Annotated in this window: 14 protein-coding genes; 11 read left to right on the top strand and 3 right to left on the bottom strand. The window is 30.6% G+C overall.

Annotated features, from left to right (window positions below):
* The first annotated feature begins 2 nt into the window (after positions 1–2).
* From FBF02_RS05060 to FBF02_RS05050, 3 genes are read left to right on the top strand one after another with little or no spacing between them, the layout of a single operon-like run.
* Positions 3–254 carry a hypothetical protein gene (locus FBF02_RS05060; RefSeq protein ID WP_002857906.1) on the top strand — a complete coding sequence of 84 codons (252 nt, stop codon included), beginning with the start codon at positions 3–5 and terminating at the stop codon, positions 252–254.
* Entirely contained in the window at positions 254–973 is a 720-nt protein-coding gene (locus tag FBF02_RS05055) for an arginyltransferase (RefSeq protein ID WP_002853863.1), read from the top strand. The genes FBF02_RS05060 and FBF02_RS05055 overlap by 1 nt, the downstream gene beginning before the upstream one ends.
* The gene (locus FBF02_RS05050) at positions 974–1,780 is read left to right on the top strand and encodes an adenylosuccinate lyase (protein ID WP_002858037.1); all 807 of its coding nucleotides are present in this window, start codon (positions 974–976) and stop codon (positions 1,778–1,780) included.
* A gap of 23 nt (positions 1,781–1,803) precedes the next feature.
* Here the strand turns inward: FBF02_RS05050 and cmeF are convergent, their stop codons facing one another.
* From cmeF to cmeD, 3 genes are read right to left on the bottom strand one after another with little or no spacing between them, the layout of a single operon-like run.
* Positions 1,804–4,821 carry a multidrug efflux RND transporter permease subunit CmeF gene (gene cmeF, locus FBF02_RS05045; protein ID WP_021034222.1) on the bottom strand — a complete coding sequence of 1,006 codons (3,018 nt, stop codon included), beginning with the start codon at positions 4,819–4,821 and terminating at the stop codon, positions 1,804–1,806.
* 2 nt (positions 4,822–4,823) lie between these two features.
* Positions 4,824–5,564 carry a multidrug efflux RND transporter periplasmic adaptor subunit CmeE gene (gene cmeE, locus FBF02_RS05040; RefSeq protein WP_168940574.1) on the bottom strand — a complete coding sequence of 247 codons (741 nt, stop codon included), beginning with the start codon at positions 5,562–5,564 and terminating at the stop codon, positions 4,824–4,826.
* The gene (gene cmeD, locus FBF02_RS05035; RefSeq protein ID WP_002925850.1) at positions 5,561–6,835 is read right to left on the bottom strand and encodes a multidrug efflux RND transporter outer membrane subunit CmeD; all 1,275 of its coding nucleotides are present in this window, start codon (positions 6,833–6,835) and stop codon (positions 5,561–5,563) included. Before cmeD ends, cmeE begins: the two co-directional genes overlap by 4 nt.
* A gap of 126 nt (positions 6,836–6,961) precedes the next feature.
* On the opposite strand from cmeD, the gene lepA reads away from it, so the two are divergent.
* The 8 genes from lepA (at position 6,962) to FBF02_RS04995 (ending at position 16,076) form a co-directional block, all read left to right on the top strand.
* The gene (gene lepA, locus FBF02_RS05030; RefSeq protein WP_002870581.1) at positions 6,962–8,758 is read left to right on the top strand and encodes a translation elongation factor 4; all 1,797 of its coding nucleotides are present in this window, start codon (positions 6,962–6,964) and stop codon (positions 8,756–8,758) included.
* Positions 8,759–8,834: 76 nt separating this feature from the next.
* Positions 8,835–9,479 carry an outer membrane lipoprotein MapA gene (mapA, locus tag FBF02_RS05025; RefSeq protein ID WP_002894512.1) on the top strand — a complete coding sequence of 215 codons (645 nt, stop codon included), beginning with the start codon at positions 8,835–8,837 and terminating at the stop codon, positions 9,477–9,479.
* Positions 9,476–10,051 (top strand): ComF family protein, encoded by a 576-nt coding sequence (locus FBF02_RS05020; RefSeq protein WP_002882644.1) that lies wholly within the window; start codon positions 9,476–9,478, stop codon positions 10,049–10,051. Before mapA ends, FBF02_RS05020 begins: the two co-directional genes overlap by 4 nt.
* A gap of 40 nt (positions 10,052–10,091) precedes the next feature.
* The gene (gene gyrA, locus FBF02_RS05015; RefSeq protein ID WP_002857904.1) at positions 10,092–12,683 is read left to right on the top strand and encodes a DNA topoisomerase (ATP-hydrolyzing) subunit A; all 2,592 of its coding nucleotides are present in this window, start codon (positions 10,092–10,094) and stop codon (positions 12,681–12,683) included.
* Between the two features lie 63 nt (positions 12,684–12,746).
* Positions 12,747–13,262 (top strand): flagellar assembly lipoprotein FlgP, encoded by a 516-nt coding sequence (gene flgP / locus FBF02_RS05010; RefSeq protein ID WP_002852972.1) that lies wholly within the window; start codon positions 12,747–12,749, stop codon positions 13,260–13,262.
* The gene (flgQ, locus tag FBF02_RS05005; RefSeq protein ID WP_002852929.1) at positions 13,238–13,687 is read left to right on the top strand and encodes a flagellar assembly protein FlgQ; all 450 of its coding nucleotides are present in this window, start codon (positions 13,238–13,240) and stop codon (positions 13,685–13,687) included. Before flgP ends, flgQ begins: the two co-directional genes overlap by 25 nt.
* A gap of 56 nt (positions 13,688–13,743) precedes the next feature.
* Positions 13,744–15,045, top strand: coding sequence for a fla regulon two-component system response regulator (flgR, locus tag FBF02_RS05000; protein WP_002853038.1), 1,302 nt, complete (start codon positions 13,744–13,746; stop codon positions 15,043–15,045).
* Positions 15,045–16,076 (top strand): aspartate-semialdehyde dehydrogenase, encoded by a 1,032-nt coding sequence (locus FBF02_RS04995; RefSeq protein WP_168940573.1) that lies wholly within the window; start codon positions 15,045–15,047, stop codon positions 16,074–16,076. Before flgR ends, FBF02_RS04995 begins: the two co-directional genes overlap by 1 nt.
* Positions 16,077–16,079 lie beyond the last annotated feature (3 nt).

Below are 16,079 nucleotides of genomic sequence, written 5' to 3'. Positions count from 1 at the left end.
AGATGGATTTTTTAGACAGTCTTAAAAGTATTAAAAAAGAAATGCAAGCTAACACCAATACTTCAAAATTAGCGAAGAAATCAAGCAAGAGTGGTGCAAGTGTAAAAAATTTAGAAAAACTAGCTAAAGATATTCGCGAAAAAAATCAAGAAACAAACATAGATAAGGAAATGCAAGAAATTTTCTTAAAGCAAGAAAAACTACAGGATGAATTTTCCGAATTTATCAAAAATGCAGATATTAAGAAAATTTAATGCTTGAGATTGGTTTTTGTACTCTTGAAGATCAGTGTCCTTACTTAAAGGATAAACGTTCAAGAATAGAGTATAAATACATTGAAAATTGCCCTAAAGAAATCAATAATGAGCTAATAAAACGAGGTTGGCGTCGTTTTGGTAGGTATTTTTCACGCCCTATTTGTAAAGATTGTGATGAATGTTTAAGTCTTAGAATTTTAGTTAATGAATATAATTTTTCAAGAAGTGAAAGAAGGGTTGTAAATAAAAATATTAACACCAAAGTTATACTTAGAACACCCAATTTAAGCAATGAACATTTGTTTTTATATGATAAATACCATCGTTTTATGGAAGAAAAAAAGAACTGGAAGCGTTATGATTTAAGCTTTAAACAGTATTATAATCTTTATGTCGATGGTTTTATGAATTTTGGATATGAGCTTGCATTTTATATAGAAGATAAGCTCGTTTGTGTTGATTTGATTGATATTTTAGAGGATGGAATTTCAAGCATTTATTGTTTTTATGATCCTGATTTTTCGTATTTTTCTTTGGGTAAATTTTCTTTGCTCAATGAAATACAAATAGCTAAAAAAATGAACTTAGATTATATTTATCTTGGGTATTTTGTAAAAAAGTGTCAATCTTTATCTTATAAAGCCGATTATACACCTAATGAAATTTTAAAAGGCACTAAAGAGCTTTTTGAAAATGAGGTTTTATGGGAGAAATAGATGCAAATCGTGCAAACTTTAGAAACTATCAATGTTAATACAGATGATATTAGCGTATTTCAGTATTTTAAAGACTTGATTACCAAAAATTTCACAAAGGTCATAGGACGAAAAAATAAAATTTTTTCTTTTTTTGAAGAAAATGAAATTCCACAGCGCCGTTATTTCTTAAAAGTTTTAGATCAAAAATATCGTAAAAGCACAAATGAAGGTATAGAGAATTTACAAGATGCTCATTTTAAAACTTTTAGATTAATTTTTGAGCAAAATAATATGCTTAAGCCTATGTTGTTTATCAAGATTGATTTTGTTGCGGGTAGAATTTTGATGAAGTTAAGCTCTAATGAAAAATTATTTATTGCTTATATAAGAAATTATTTTCAAGATCATAATATAGAATATAATGAAATGACAAATATTCTAATTTTAGAATATAAAAACGAGAATACCCTTGAACTTTTTGAAGTTTTTGCAGATGAGAGCGAGCATTTAAAATATTGCGTGAATTTTGAAGTTGACCGCGAAGAGTATAAAAAATTTCGCCAAAATATTCACAATAAAGAAAATATGAAATGGAAATTTAATGCTTTAGCTAAGCTTTTTAGTAATTATTTTAATACTTTAGAATGCACTCCGCAAAATGATCTTAGTGAAATCAGACAAAAATATTTGATTTTGGTAAAACTTTATCATCCTGATTTTCATCAAGGAAAAAGTGCAATAGAAAAAGCTTACGCAAGAGAACAGTTTGAAAAAATACAAATCGCCTATGATAACTTAAAAGCACTTTATAAGAATAATACTTAAAAAAATTAAATTAATCATTTTGGTTAATTTAATTTTTCTCTCTCATAAATTTTTCTTAATTTGCTATCTAGTTTAAAACAAAATTTAAAAAGTGCAGGTACTACGAGTAAGGTAAGCAAAGTCGAACTTATAAGTCCAAAGATAATGGCTATTGCCATAGGAGAATTAGCTTCATAGCCCGCACCCCTTGAAAGAGCAAGTGGGAGCATAGCAAAAATCATAGCAAAAGTTGTCATCAATATAGCCCTTAAGCGCGATTTTCCAGCGATTAAAAGAGCTTTATCGGGATCTAAACCTTCATGGCATTTTTTATTAGCTACATCTACGAGTAAAATAGCATTTTTCCCCACCATACCAAAAAGTAAGATGATGGCAATAAGTACAAAAAGTGAAAAATTATGCCCTGTGATAAAAAGCCCTATAGAAGCTCCGCCAAAGGCTAAAGGCATGGTTATCATGATGATTAAAGGCAGAATAAAACTTTCATAAAGTGCGGCTAAAACAAGATAAATTAAAACAAAAGCAAGTGCTACTGCCATAGCAAAACCTTGCACGGTTTCACCTAAAAGATTGATAAAGCCTGAAAAAGCATAGCTAAGACTTGGATTGTTATTTAAAATTTTATCCATATTATCTAGTAAAAGTTTTTGCACCGCTCCTAAGGAAAGATCATTCACTCCAGCTGTGATTTTCACAGAGCGGTTTTTATTGTAACGATTGATAGTTTTTAAATCTTTACTGTATATAAAATCCACCACGCTTGAAAGTTCTAAATTTATACCTTGGTTGTTTTTAATGCTAATGCGCTTTAAAGCTTCTATGTCTTTTTTAAATTCTGGAGCAAAACTTAGGATAATATCATCTTTTGAATTGCCTCTATCCATGCTTCCTACGCTAAGTTGCGAGAAAGAATACCCTAAAACCCCAGCGATATATTGAGGATTGACATCTAAAAGTTTGGCTTTTTCTTTGTTGATGTGTAAGGCTACTTCATCTTTTGTAGCATTAGCATTATCACTTATATCTACAATGCGTGCATTAGTGCCTAAAATTTCTTTTGCCTGAGAAGCAGCTTCTTTCAGAGTGTTTAAATCATCTCCTAAGATTAAAAATTGCACGGGATCATCAATGCCTGCACCCTCTATCTTTGGAAGTTCTAAAATTTTGATTTTTAAACTTTCATCTTGAAATTTTTGACGATATAAACTTACTATGGCACTTTGTCTTAAATTTCTTTCGTCTAAATTTTTAAGTTTAACATAAATTTTAGCCTTTGTAGCATCTTTGGCATCATCATAGCCTACAAGTAAAAAAGCGTATTTGACATTGCTATCATTTTTGATTTTTTCAAGCAAATTTAAACTTTTTTCTTTCATGGCTTCTAAACTTAAATCCTTTTTGCTTTCAAGCAAAACTTGAATTTCACTATCATCTTCCATAGGTAAAAAATCAAGCCCTATGCGAGTGGCTAAAGCAAAAGAAAGCCCTATAAAAACAAGAGTGGCTAGGATAAATTTTACTTTATTTTGTAAAATTTTATAGAGTAAATTTTCATACTTTTGCTCTATTTTTTCAAAAAAAGCTTCTGTTTTTTCATAAAACTTGTTTTCTTTTGGATTTAAAAATCTTGCCCCAATACTAGGTATTAAAAATACAGAAACCAAAAAGCTTATAACTATCCCACTTGCAACGCTTATGCCTAAGGCATTGAAAAAAAGCCCTGATATAGAGTTCATATAAGAAATAGGGATAAAAACACAAAGTAAAACTATACTTATGCTTAAAACGCTAAAACCTATTTCATTGATACCTAAAAAAGCAGCTTGTAAAGGCGGATAAGTTTTTAGTTTTTTAGCAATATTTTCAATCACTACTATAGCATCATCGATAAAAATTCCTATGCTTAAGGTTAAAGCTATAAAAGTTAAGCGGTTTAAATCATAGCCTAAAAGATCGATAATAAAAAAAGTTGAAATGATAGAAGTAGGTATAGCTATGCAAGCAATGAGAGTTGTACTTAAATTTCTTAAAAATAAAAACACGATAACAAGGGTTAGAAAAATCCCCAAAACCATATCAAAAATCACTTGAGAAAGGTGCTTGTGGATATTTAAGCTTTTATCATAAAGCATATTAATGCTTATATCTTTTGGAATTTGTTTTTCTAAAATAGGCAAGGCATTTTTGACATTTTTAATCATTTCAAGGGTGTTATAATTTGTGATTTTTCCGAGTTCTAAAAGCACCCCTTCTTTACCTTCGTATAAAGCACTTTGTTTTTCATCTTCATAAAGGCTTGAAATATTAGCAATATCACTTAAAAATACTCCTGTTTTTATGCGAAGATTGCTAAGTTCTTCTAAATTTGTGGCTTCAAAATAGCCTTTGATGATATAGTTATCTTGATTGTTGTTAAGTTCGCCTAGGGCTTGTTTAAAATTTTGACTTTTGATGATATTTGCTACATCAAGGGCGTTAAGATTGTATTTTCTAAGTTCGTTTGGTTTTAATTCTATGCGAATTTGGGGTTCTAAAAACCCCTTAGCTTCGATTTTACCTACTCCTTCAACTCTTTGCAAAAAAGGTTTTATTTTGTCATTGATTTCACGCATGAGTTGTAATTTATCTTTAGAATATAGAAAAAGTGAAATAGCAGAACCAGAATCTGAACTGATTTTTTCAATTTCAGGCTTAGAAGGTAGGCTCAAAGTTCCTATTTTATCACGCACATCATTGGCAGCTACTTCAAGATTTTTACCCAGTTTAAACTCGACTACACTTACACTAAAATTATCATATGCAGCTGAGGTTATGGTCTTTACTCCATCGATTTCACTTAAAGCATTTTCTATTTCTTTAGTGACTTTTGATTCTACGAAATTTAAATCCCCATTTATCTTGCTTGTGATTTTTATAAGAGGTATGGAAACATTAGGAAATAAATTTACACTCATGCTAAAAGCAGAGATTAGCCCAAAAATCATAAGAGCTAAGAAAAACATTAGCACGGTAATAGGTCGGTTTATAGCTAGTTTAAACATTTTTAATCTTTAGTGATGATTCTACCTTCACCAAAAAGCCCTGGTGTTAGATTTGTGGTTTGCACTTCAGCATAAATTTTTCTTGTTTTTACTTCTATACTTGGATAAATAAGGCTGATTTTTCCTTTCAATTCTGTACCATTTTGATCGATTTTATAAAAGAAATCATCGCCTAATCTAACTTTATCTTTATATTTTTCATCAAAACTTAAAATCAGTTTGCTTTGTGGATAGGAAAAAATTTCTATTAAAGGTTGAGCTACTCCTCCTACTCCTTCGCCCACTTGTATAAATTTGTTTGCGATAATAGCATCATAAGGTGCGCGTAATTCTTTTTTTGCCATGATATTTTTATAATAAGCTATATTGATTTTTGTTTTGTTTAAATTTAAATTAGCAGCATCAAACTTAGCTTTCATATCTTCATAGCTTTGTTTGTCTATAACATTTTCTACAGCTTTGATTTTTTGCATCCTACTTTTGGTATTTTCGTATTCTACAAGGGCAAGTTGATAAGAATTTTGAGCATTTTGAAGAGCTATTTTTTCACTTTCTTGATCAAGAGCAAGTAAAAGTTCTCCTTTGCTGACTTTTTGTCCAATTTTTACAGGAATTTTTTGAACCAAACCTATGCTTTCAAGGGCAAGTTTGCTTTGTTTTGATGCTTCTACATTGAAACTTGCGTAAATTTCTTCGCCAAAGGCGCAATTAAAAACAAGAAGTAAAAATAGAATTTTTTTCATTCTTTAACCTTTGAATTAAGATCTATACCCGCATTAAAATAATAATTTGCTTTAGTAATTTCAAATTCATTTTTAGCAAGCTCTAAATCGCTTTGTGCTTTAAATTTAGCCTCTAAAGCTTGAAGATATTCTACATAAGAAACAAGTCCTGCTTGGTATTTTTTATCTACACTTTCAAAAGCTAAATTTGCAGCATTTAAGCTAAGATTAAGAGCTAAAATTTGTTCTTGTAAAACTTTTAAACTTTTGTCTAAATAATTTAATTCTTCTTTATTTTTTCTCTCGCTAAATCTTGCATTTGCATTGGCTATTTGAACATTTAAACGCTCTTTTTCAACTTCTTTAGCCCTTGCATTGAAATCAAAAATTTTCCATTCCATACCTAAAATAAATTGATTACCTTGAGAATATTTTTCTAAGAATTGATCCGCTAAATTTGCAAAAGGAGCTGGAACTTTTGGATTGTAATTGTTTTTATAAAAGTTAAAATTATCTTGAATATAAAATTTTGGAAAATATTCAGCTTTTGCTAAATTTACACTTTCTTTAGCAAGATTGATTTGCTCTTTAGCTATCATTACTTCATAGTTTTGACTTTTTTCTTGTTGTGGATTTTCTAAAAAAGCATTCCCTTGCACTTTAAAATCTGTATTGCTTAAAATTTTAATCTCTTTTTGTATATTGGCAAGTTTTAATTCATTTTGACTGAGCTCTAATAAGCTTAAATGGTATTTAGCCTTAATGCTTTCAAGTTCATCTTTAGGGCTAAGTCCTGCATCGTAAAATTTTTGCAATCTTTCAAAAGTTGATTTTAAAAAAGCTACTTTTTGTTGATTGGCTAGTAAAATTTTTTCAAGACTTAAGGTATTAAAATAAAGTGTGATTGCATTTAAGGCAAGGTAATTTTTGCTTTGTTCTTTGTCTAAAAGGCTTAATTTTTCTTTGCTTTCTAAAACCCTTAAATTGGCCTCTCTAGCACCCCCATCAAAAAGCAAAAAATTAAGAGAAACTTTAGTAAATAAACTTTCTTGTGGATCGATGATGAAGCGATCTTTATTGTTGGCTACATAAGCTGAGTTTAGACTAAGAGAGGGTAGGTAATTTCTAAAAGCTTGTTCTTTGTCTAAATTTGCTTGTTCGCTTTGCATTTGCTTAATAAGATAGGATTCGTTATTTTGACTTAGTGCTATAAATTCGTGCAAATTAGAAGCTAACATTGCTAAGGGGTAAAGAGCTAAAAATATAGCTGATTTTAAATATTTTTCAAACATAGCGATATTTTAGTATGCTTTATATAAATTTCAATTGAAGTTTTTTATATAAAATAAAATTTATTTGTTTTAAACATAAATTTTGCTAAAATCTTAGCTTTAAAATTTTATATTTAGGATGAAATTTTGTCGGTAAAAAATATTAGAAATTTTTCTATTATAGCTCATATAGATCATGGAAAATCTACTCTTGCAGATAGGATTATTAGCGAGTGTGGTGCTATTAGCGATAGGCAGATGAGTTCACAAGTTATGGATACTATGGATATAGAAAAAGAGCGTGGTATCACCATAAAAGCACAATCAGTGCGTTTAAATTATAAATTTAATAATGAAAATTTTGTTTTAAATCTTATTGATACTCCTGGCCATGTGGATTTTTCTTATGAAGTGAGTCGTTCTTTGGCAAGTTGTGAAGGGGCTTTACTTGTAGTAGATGCTTCTCAAGGTGTTGAAGCACAGACTATAGCTAATGTTTATATAGCACTTGAAAATAATCTTGAAATCATTCCTGTGATTAATAAAATCGATTTACCTAATGCTGATGTTGAAAAAGTCAAGCATGAAATCGAGCATATTATAGGTATAGATTGCAAAGATGCAATTTGCGTGAGTGCAAAAACAGGAGTGGGTATAAAAGAGCTTATAGAAACAATTATCACTAAAATCCCTGCACCAAAAACAGATGATGAAGCTCCTACTAAGGCTTTAATTTATGATTCTTGGTTTGATAATTATTTGGGTGCTTTGGCTTTGGTTAGGATTTATGAAGGAAGTATTGCTAAAAATGATGAAGTTTTAGTCATGAGTACAGATAAAAAACATATAGTTCAAGATCTTTTTTATCCCCACCCTTTAAGTCCAATTAAAACTCAATCTTTACAATCAGGTGAAGTAGGCGTGGTGGTTTTAGGGCTTAAAACTGTAGGCGATGTACAAGTAGGCGATACTATTACTTTAGTAAAAAATAAAGCTAAAGAAGCCATAGGGGGTTTTGAAAAGGCTAAAGCTTTTGTGTTTGCAGGACTTTATCCTATAGAAACGGATAAATTTGAAGATTTAAGAGATGCTTTGGATAAGCTAAAGCTTAACGATAGTTCTATTACCTATGAGCCTGAAACTTCTTTGGCTTTAGGCTTTGGTTTTAGGGTAGGGTTTTTAGGACTTTTACACATGGAAGTGATCAAAGAAAGACTTGAGAGAGAATTTAATCTTGATTTGATTGCTACAGCTCCAACTGTGACTTATGAAATTTATCAAACCGATGGAGAGCTTGTTAAAATTCAAAATCCTAGCGAACTTCCTCCTGTTAATAAAATCGATCATATAAAAGAGCCTTATGTTAAAGCCACTATCATTACTCCAAGTGAATTTTTAGGGAATTTAATCACTCTTTTAAATCGTAAAAGAGGAGTACAGGTTAAAATGGACTATATCACACCTGAGCGTGTTTTATTAGAATATGATGTGCCTTTAAATGAGATTGTGATGGATTTTTATGATAAATTAAAGTCCTTAACAAAAGGCTATGCGAGTTTTGATTATGAGCCTATAGAATTTAGAGTAGGGGATTTGGTAAAACTTGATATTAAAGTAGCGGGTGAAAATGTTGATGCCTTAAGCATTATCGTGCCTAATGAAAAAGCGCAAAGTAAAGGAAGAGAACTTGTTAGCGCTATGAAAGAAATAGTTCCTAGACAGCTTTTTGAAGTGGCCATTCAAGCAAGTATAGGAAATAAAATCATTGCAAGAGAAACCGTTAAATCCATGGGTAAAAATGTGACAGCAAAATGTTATGGTGGGGATATTACTAGAAAAAGAAAGCTTTTAGAAAAGCAAAAAGAAGGTAAAAAAAGAATGAAAGCTATAGGTAAGGTAAATTTACCTCAAGAGGCTTTTTTGAGTGTTTTAAAGATAGATTGATGATAAATTTAAAACTTGGCTTGAAATTTGCTTGTATTTTTAATACAATTTTAAAATAATTTTCTAAGGAGAAAAAATGTTTAAAAAATTTTTGATTTTTATAGTGCCTATTTTATTTTTGAGTGCTTGCGCAACTAAACAAGATACTTTTGCTCAAGTTAATCAAATTTCTAAAAATTCTCAATGCAGTTCTTGTGAAAGTCCTGATGGCTTTGAAGCAAAGATTAAAGGGCTTTTATACATTAGCGATGTTGGAATTCAATGTTGTGCAAATAAACGCACTTTAGACACTGGTATTGCTTTAAAAAAGGTTTATTTGCATAGATTTTATGATTTAAAAGAAGGGCAAAAAGTTTTAAATGCTAAAGGGAAAAAGTTATTTGTTGATGTGAATTTTAATGCGGTATTTTATACTTATTTAAAACAAGAACTTGAAGCTAGAGGAATAGTTGTGCTTGACAATAACGATCAAAATTCACCTTATGTGAGTAAGATTGATTTAGAATTTATATCTTATGGAGCAACTCAAGATGCTGCAGGATTACATTCAAAACTAGTAGGAGTTTTACAAGTTAGCGATATAAACAAAAATAAGAAATTTACAATCCGCACCAAGCAAGATGTACAAGGTTTCGATGATCTAAAAGAAACAACTTTTTATACTCATTTGTTAATAAAACAAATGGCAAATAAAGCAGCTAGTTTAATCTCTGAACTTTGAGGTGTATAAATTGCGGAGCTTTTGCTCTGCTTTGCTTTTGTGATTTGTGTGAGCTAGAGCTTTCTGAATTTTCCTTAAATGTAAGAAAGCTTGATAATAATTTCAAAGTCTATTCTTTTTATAAATACCATGAAATACAACACTTGCTTCACTCTAAACATTATTTTTATGGTTATTTTGTTTATAAAATGCTTGCTAAATTAAGTTTTGCAAAATTTAAAGATTTTTTTGATCCTAGAATGACAATTAATGTTATAGCTTTAGATGATAAGGTTGAAGATATGCTTTATTCACATTCTGCTATTTTAGCTAGATATCTTAAAACAAAATTTGTAAAACCTGTTTTTAATGTTTTAAAAGCACAAAATTCTGTGAAATATTCTGGAAAAAGTTTAGAATTTCGTCAAAAACATAAAAGAAATTACAAACTCTTAAAAACCATTCACGAACCTGTAATTTTAGTAGATGATATTGTAACAACTGGTTCTAGCCTTTTGGAAGCTAAAAAAGTTTTAGAAGAAAATAAAATTTCTGTACTTTTTGCTCTTGTTTTAGCTGATGCAAAAGTTTAATATGCTATAATCAAAACTTTGAACTAATAGAAGGATTTTTATGGAGAATATTTTTAGCAAAGATTCTGATATTGAACTTGTAGATATAGAAAATTCTATAAAAAGTAGTTATTTAGACTATTCTATGAGTGTTATTATAGGTCGTGCTTTGCCTGACGCAAGAGATGGTTTAAAGCCTGTTCATAGAAGAATTTTATATGCTATGCAAAATGATGAGGCAAAAAGTAGAACAGATTTTGTCAAATCAGCCCGTATAGTGGGTGCTGTTATAGGTCGTTATCACCCACATGGAGATACAGCAGTTTATGATGCTTTGGTTAGAATGGCTCAAGATTTTTCTATGAGATATCCAAGTATTACAGGACAAGGCAACTTTGGATCTATAGATGGTGATAGTGCCGCTGCGATGCGTTATACTGAAGCAAAAATGAGTAAACTTTCTCATGAGCTTTTAAAAGATATAGATAAAGATACGGTCGATTTTGTTCCAAATTATGATGGTTCAGAAAGCGAACCTGATGTTTTACCTTCTAGGGTTCCAAATTTATTATTAAATGGTTCAAGTGGTATAGCTGTAGGTATGGCGACAAACATCCCACCTCATAGTTTAAATGAGTTGATAGATGGACTTTTATATTTGCTTGATAATAAAGATGCAAGCCTAGAAGAGATTATGCAGTTTATCAAAGGTCCAGATTTTCCAACAGGTGGAATAATTTATGGTAAAAAAGGTATTATAGAAGCTTATCGCACAGGGCGTGGTCGCGTGAAAGTGCGAGCTAAAACTCATATTGAAAAAAAGACAAATAAAGATGTTATTGTTATCGATGAGCTTCCTTATCAAACCAATAAAGCTAGGCTTATAGAGCAGATTGCAGAGCTTGTTAAAGAAAGGCAAATTGAAGGAATATCTGAAGTAAGAGATGAGAGCAATAAAGAAGGAATCCGCGTTGTTATAGAGCTTAAACGTGAGGCTATGAGTGAAATTGTTTTAAATAATCTATTTAAATCTACCACTATGGAAAGTACTTTTGGTGTGATTATGTTGGCAATTCATAATAAAGAACCTAAAATTTTCTCTTTGTTGGAACTTTTAAATCTTTTCTTAACTCATAGAAAAACAGTTATTATTAGAAGAACGATTTTTGAACTTCAAAAGGCAAGAGCAAGAGCTCATATTTTAGAAGGTCTTAAAATTGCACTTGATAATATAGATGAAGTGATTGCTTTAATTAAAAATAGTTCTGATAATAATACCGCAAGAGATTCTTTAGTAGCTAAATTTGGTCTTAGTGAGCTTCAAGCCAATGCTATTTTAGATATGAAACTTGGTCGTTTAACAGGACTTGAAAGAGAAAAAATCGAAAATGAACTTGCAGAATTAATGAAAGAAATTGCAAGACTTGAAGAAATTTTAAAAAGTGAAACCTTGCTTGAAAATTTAATTCGCGATGAATTAAAAGAAATTAGAAGTAAATTTGATGTGCCACGTATTACTCAAATTGAAGATGATTATGATGATATTGATATTGAAGATTTGATTCCTAATGAAAATATGGTTGTAACTATTACGCATCGTGGTTATATTAAGCGTGTGCCTAGTAAACAATATGAAAAGCAAAAACGAGGCGGAAAAGGAAAATTAGCCGTTACGACTTATGATGATGATTTTATAGAAAGTTTCTTTACGGCAAATACACATGATACACTTATGTTTGTAACAGATCGTGGACAGCTTTATTGGCTTAAAGTTTATAAAATTCCTGAAGGCTCAAGAACGGCTAAAGGAAAAGCAGTGGTAAATCTTATTAATTTACAAGCTGAAGAAAAAATCATGGCTATTATTCCAACCACGGATTTTGATGAGAGTAAATCTTTATGTTTCTTTACTAAAAATGGTATTGTAAAGCGTACAAATTTGAGTGAATATCAAAATATCAGAAGTGTAGGAGTTAGAGCGATCAACTTGGATGAAAATGATGAGTTGGTAACTGCTATTATTGTTCAAAGAGATGAAGATGAAATTTTTGCCACTGGTGGTGAAGAAAATTTAGAAAATCAAGAAATTGAAAATTTAGATGATGAAAATCTTGAAAATGAAGAAAGTGTAAGCACACAAGGTAAAATGCTCTTTGCAGTAACCAAAAAAGGTATGTGTATCAAATTCCCACTTGCTAAAGTGCGTGAAATCGGCCGTGTAAGTCGTGGAGTGACGGCTATTAAGTTTAAAGAGAAAAATGACGAATTAGTAGGTGCAGTTGTTATAGAAAATGATGAGCAAGAAATTTTAAGCATAAGTGCAAAAGGTATAGGAAAACGCACCAATGCTGGAGAATATAGATTGCAAAGCAGAGGTGGTAAGGGTGTAATTTGTATGAAACTTACAGAAAAAACCAAAGATCTTATTAGCGTAGTTATAGTAGATGAAACTATGGATTTAATGGCTCTTACAAGTTCAGGTAAGATGATACGTGTTGATATGCAAAGCATTAGAAAAGCAGGGCGTAATACGAGTGGTGTCATTGTAGTTAATGTGGAAAATGACGAGGTGGTTAGCATCGCTAAGTGTCCTAAAGAGGAAAATGACGAGGATGAGTTAAGCGATGAAAACTTTGGTTTAGATTTGCAATAAGTTTAAAGTTGGAACGCTTATTGCTTTTTATTTTACTAATTACAATATTTTGAAGGTGTAAAAATGAAAAAAATTTATTTTATGCTAGCAATAGCAGGAATTTTCGCTGGTTGTGTACCAAGTGCAAACAGTGCAACTAAAAATTCAAGTGCAAATAGCACTGCTCCATCTCAAGATGTTATCGTGCAAAAAGTCGATAAAGATGATGTGCGTGATATTATCAGAGAAGAAAAAATGTTGGCTCCAGATGCTAGCGAAACGGAACTTAGTTTTACAGCAGTTGGTGAAGGAATTGCTCCAATGAATACAGTTTCTACTGCTCAAGCTCTAGCTTTAGCAAAAAGAGCAGCGATTACAGATGCTTACAGACAGCTTGCAAGTAAACTTTATGGTGTGAAAGTGAATGGTAAAGACACTGTAAAAGATGCAATGCTTAGAAGTTCAACTATTACTGCGCAAGTAAATGGTTTGATAAAAAATGCAAGTATTATTGATGAGAATTTTAATCAAGGGCTTTATAGAGTAAACTTAGAACTTAAAATCGATGCAGACAAGTGGAAAGAATTGTTTGCTTATTAATCTTTCTTAGCTTTAAGCTTTTTGCCCAAGATGAATTTATTTTTTGGGCAGAGCTTTCTAGTAAAAATTTCATTCTCTTTCATCAAAATCAAAATTTATCCTTAGCAATGACGCAAAGCGAAAATGTTGAAGAACAATGGGTATGTGAAATTTCTTATAGTGATCAAGATTTAAAAGTTTTACCTCGAACTTCTTTAGGATTGATTGATGATAATATGCCAAAAACAATTAAATTTAATTTTTTAAATTCTCATAAAGATGAATTAAGCGATTGCTTTATAGGAGCTAGAATCAGTGTTAAGGATATTGTTAATACTGACTTATTACGTGCTCAAAGTGAAACTTATGTTAAAATTTTACCCTTGCGTTTTACCGTAGAATTTGGCGAACAAAATGCGATAATTTATTATCTTAAAAAAAAGTAAATTCAAAATTAAGCGCAAATTGGATACTATAGTAGAAATTTTTTAAAAGGCTTAGGATGAATTTAGTCATAGTAGAAGATGATATTAATATGCGCAAATCCTTAGAAATTGCATTAGCAGAGTATGAAGAATTTAATATTAAATCTTATAAATCTGCCACTGAAGCTTTAAAAAAAATAGATGATAATACAGATTTGATTATTACAGATATTAATATGCCAGGAATTGATGGCATAGAATTTGTTAAAGCCTGTGAAAATAAATATGATTTTATTATTATGACAGGAAATGCTACTTTAAGCCGTGCTATAGAAGCGGTTCGTTTGGGAGTAAAAGATTTTTTAACCAAGCCTTTTGATGTTGATACTTTAGTCGAGGCTATTAAGCGTGCTAAAATCATAAGAGAAAAAACAGCCGATAAAAAAAGCAAAAAAAATGAAAAAAAAGAAGAAAATAAAGATTTTTTTTCAACTTCTCCTAATTTAGAAAAAACATTAAATTTAAGTCAAAAAGCGGCTAAAACTGATGCCTCTGTAATGTTTTTTGGAGAAAGTGGAGTAGGAAAAGAGGTATTTTCTCGTTATATTCACACCCATTCTAAACGCTCTAATAAGCCTTTTATTGCTATTAATATGGCAGCCATTCCTGCAAATTTGATTGAAAGTGAGCTTTTTGGTTTTGAAAAAGGTGCTTTTACTGATGCTAATGCAACTAAAATAGGGCTTTTTGAAATGGCTAATGAGGGCACTTTGTTTTTAGATGAAATTGGTGAAATGCCTTATGAAATTCAAGCTAAACTTTTAAGAGCTTTGCAAGAAAAAGAAATCACACGACTTGGAAGTACAAAAAGCATCAAAATAGATGTAAGAATTATCAGTGCAACTAATGCAAATTTAGATGAAAAAATAAAAAATGGCGAATTTCGTTCAGATTTATATTATCGTTTAAACACTGTTCCTATTAATATCCCGCCTTTAAGAGAGCGTAAAGAAGAAATTTTAGGTATAGCTCAAAAGGTTTTAGAAGATACTTGTAAAGAATATGATTTTAAGGAAAAACAGCTCAGCCAAGAAGCTAAAAATGCTTTACTTGAATATGATTTTCCTGGTAATATTAGAGAATTAATATCCGTTGTACAAAGAGCTTGTATTTTAAGTGAAAATGATGAAATTTCAAGTGAAGATTTGTTCTTAGAAGCTAGAAGTATAAAAAAAGATGTAAAGAATTTAGAAAAAGAATTGATTTGTGAAGTTCTTTTAAGTGTAGATTATGACAAGGATCAAGCTTCTCAAATTTTAGGTATGGATATAAAAATTTTAAATGAAAAAATTAAAAAATATCAAATAAAGGATAAGTAATGTCAAAAAAACAAAAAATAGCCATTGTGGGTGCTACTGGTGCGGTTGGGGAAGAGCTTTTAAATGTTTTAGATGAACTTGATTTCCCAGTGGAAGGTATTTTACCTTTAGCAAGTGCAAAAAGTGTAGGTAGTGAAGTAGAATTTAAAGGCAAAGCTTATAAAGTCAAAGAACTTACCGAAAATGTATTTAAAGAAAATCCTATTGATATTGCTTTTTTTAGCGCAGGTGGAAGTGTGAGTGAAAAATATGCTAAATTTGCAGTAGAATCTGGTGCTGTTGTTATTGATAATACAAGTCATTTTAGAATGGAAAAAGATGTTCCTTTGGTGGTTCCTGAATGCAATCCTGAGGATATTAAAGATTGGAAAAAAACAGGGATTATTGCTAATCCAAATTGTTCTACTATACAAATGGTGCAAGTTTTAAAACCTTTAAATGATGCATTTAATTTAAAGCGTGTTGATGTAAGTACCTATCAGGCTGCAAGTGGAGCAGGAAAAGAAGGAATGCAAGAATTGGTTGAAGCTATGCAAAGTTTTTTTGCTTTTAAACTTGATGAATTTGAACCTCAAACTTTTCCTTATACTTTGGCACTTAATCTTATTCCACAAATTGATGTTTTTATGGATAATGATTACACTAAAGAAGAACTTAAAATGGTCAATGAAACTCAAAAAATTTTACATAAAAATTTAGAAGTTTCGGCAACTTGTGTTAGAGTGCCTGTTTTAAGAAGTCATAGCGAAGCCATTACTATGCATTTTGAAAAAGAAATAGATGTAAAAAAAGCTAAAGAAATTTTAAAAAAAGCACCAAGTGTTATTGTCATAGATGATCCTAAAAATAAAAAATACCCTATGCCTTTAATGACTAGCGATACTAATGAAACTTATGTAGGAAGAATTCGTGCTGATGTGTATGATAAAAAAATACTCCATCTTTGGTGTGTGGCGGATCAAATTCGTGTAGGTGCTGCAACAAATGCTGTGCGTATTGCGCAAAAATGGTTAGAATTAAAAAATAAATAAGGA

Origin of the sequence: Campylobacter sp. CFSAN093226, from assembly GCF_012897595.1 — a bacterium.
GTDB classification, from domain to species: domain Bacteria; phylum Campylobacterota; class Campylobacteria; order Campylobacterales; family Campylobacteraceae; genus Campylobacter_D; species Campylobacter_D jejuni.
This window is presented reverse-complemented; position numbering and strand designations above follow the sequence as displayed.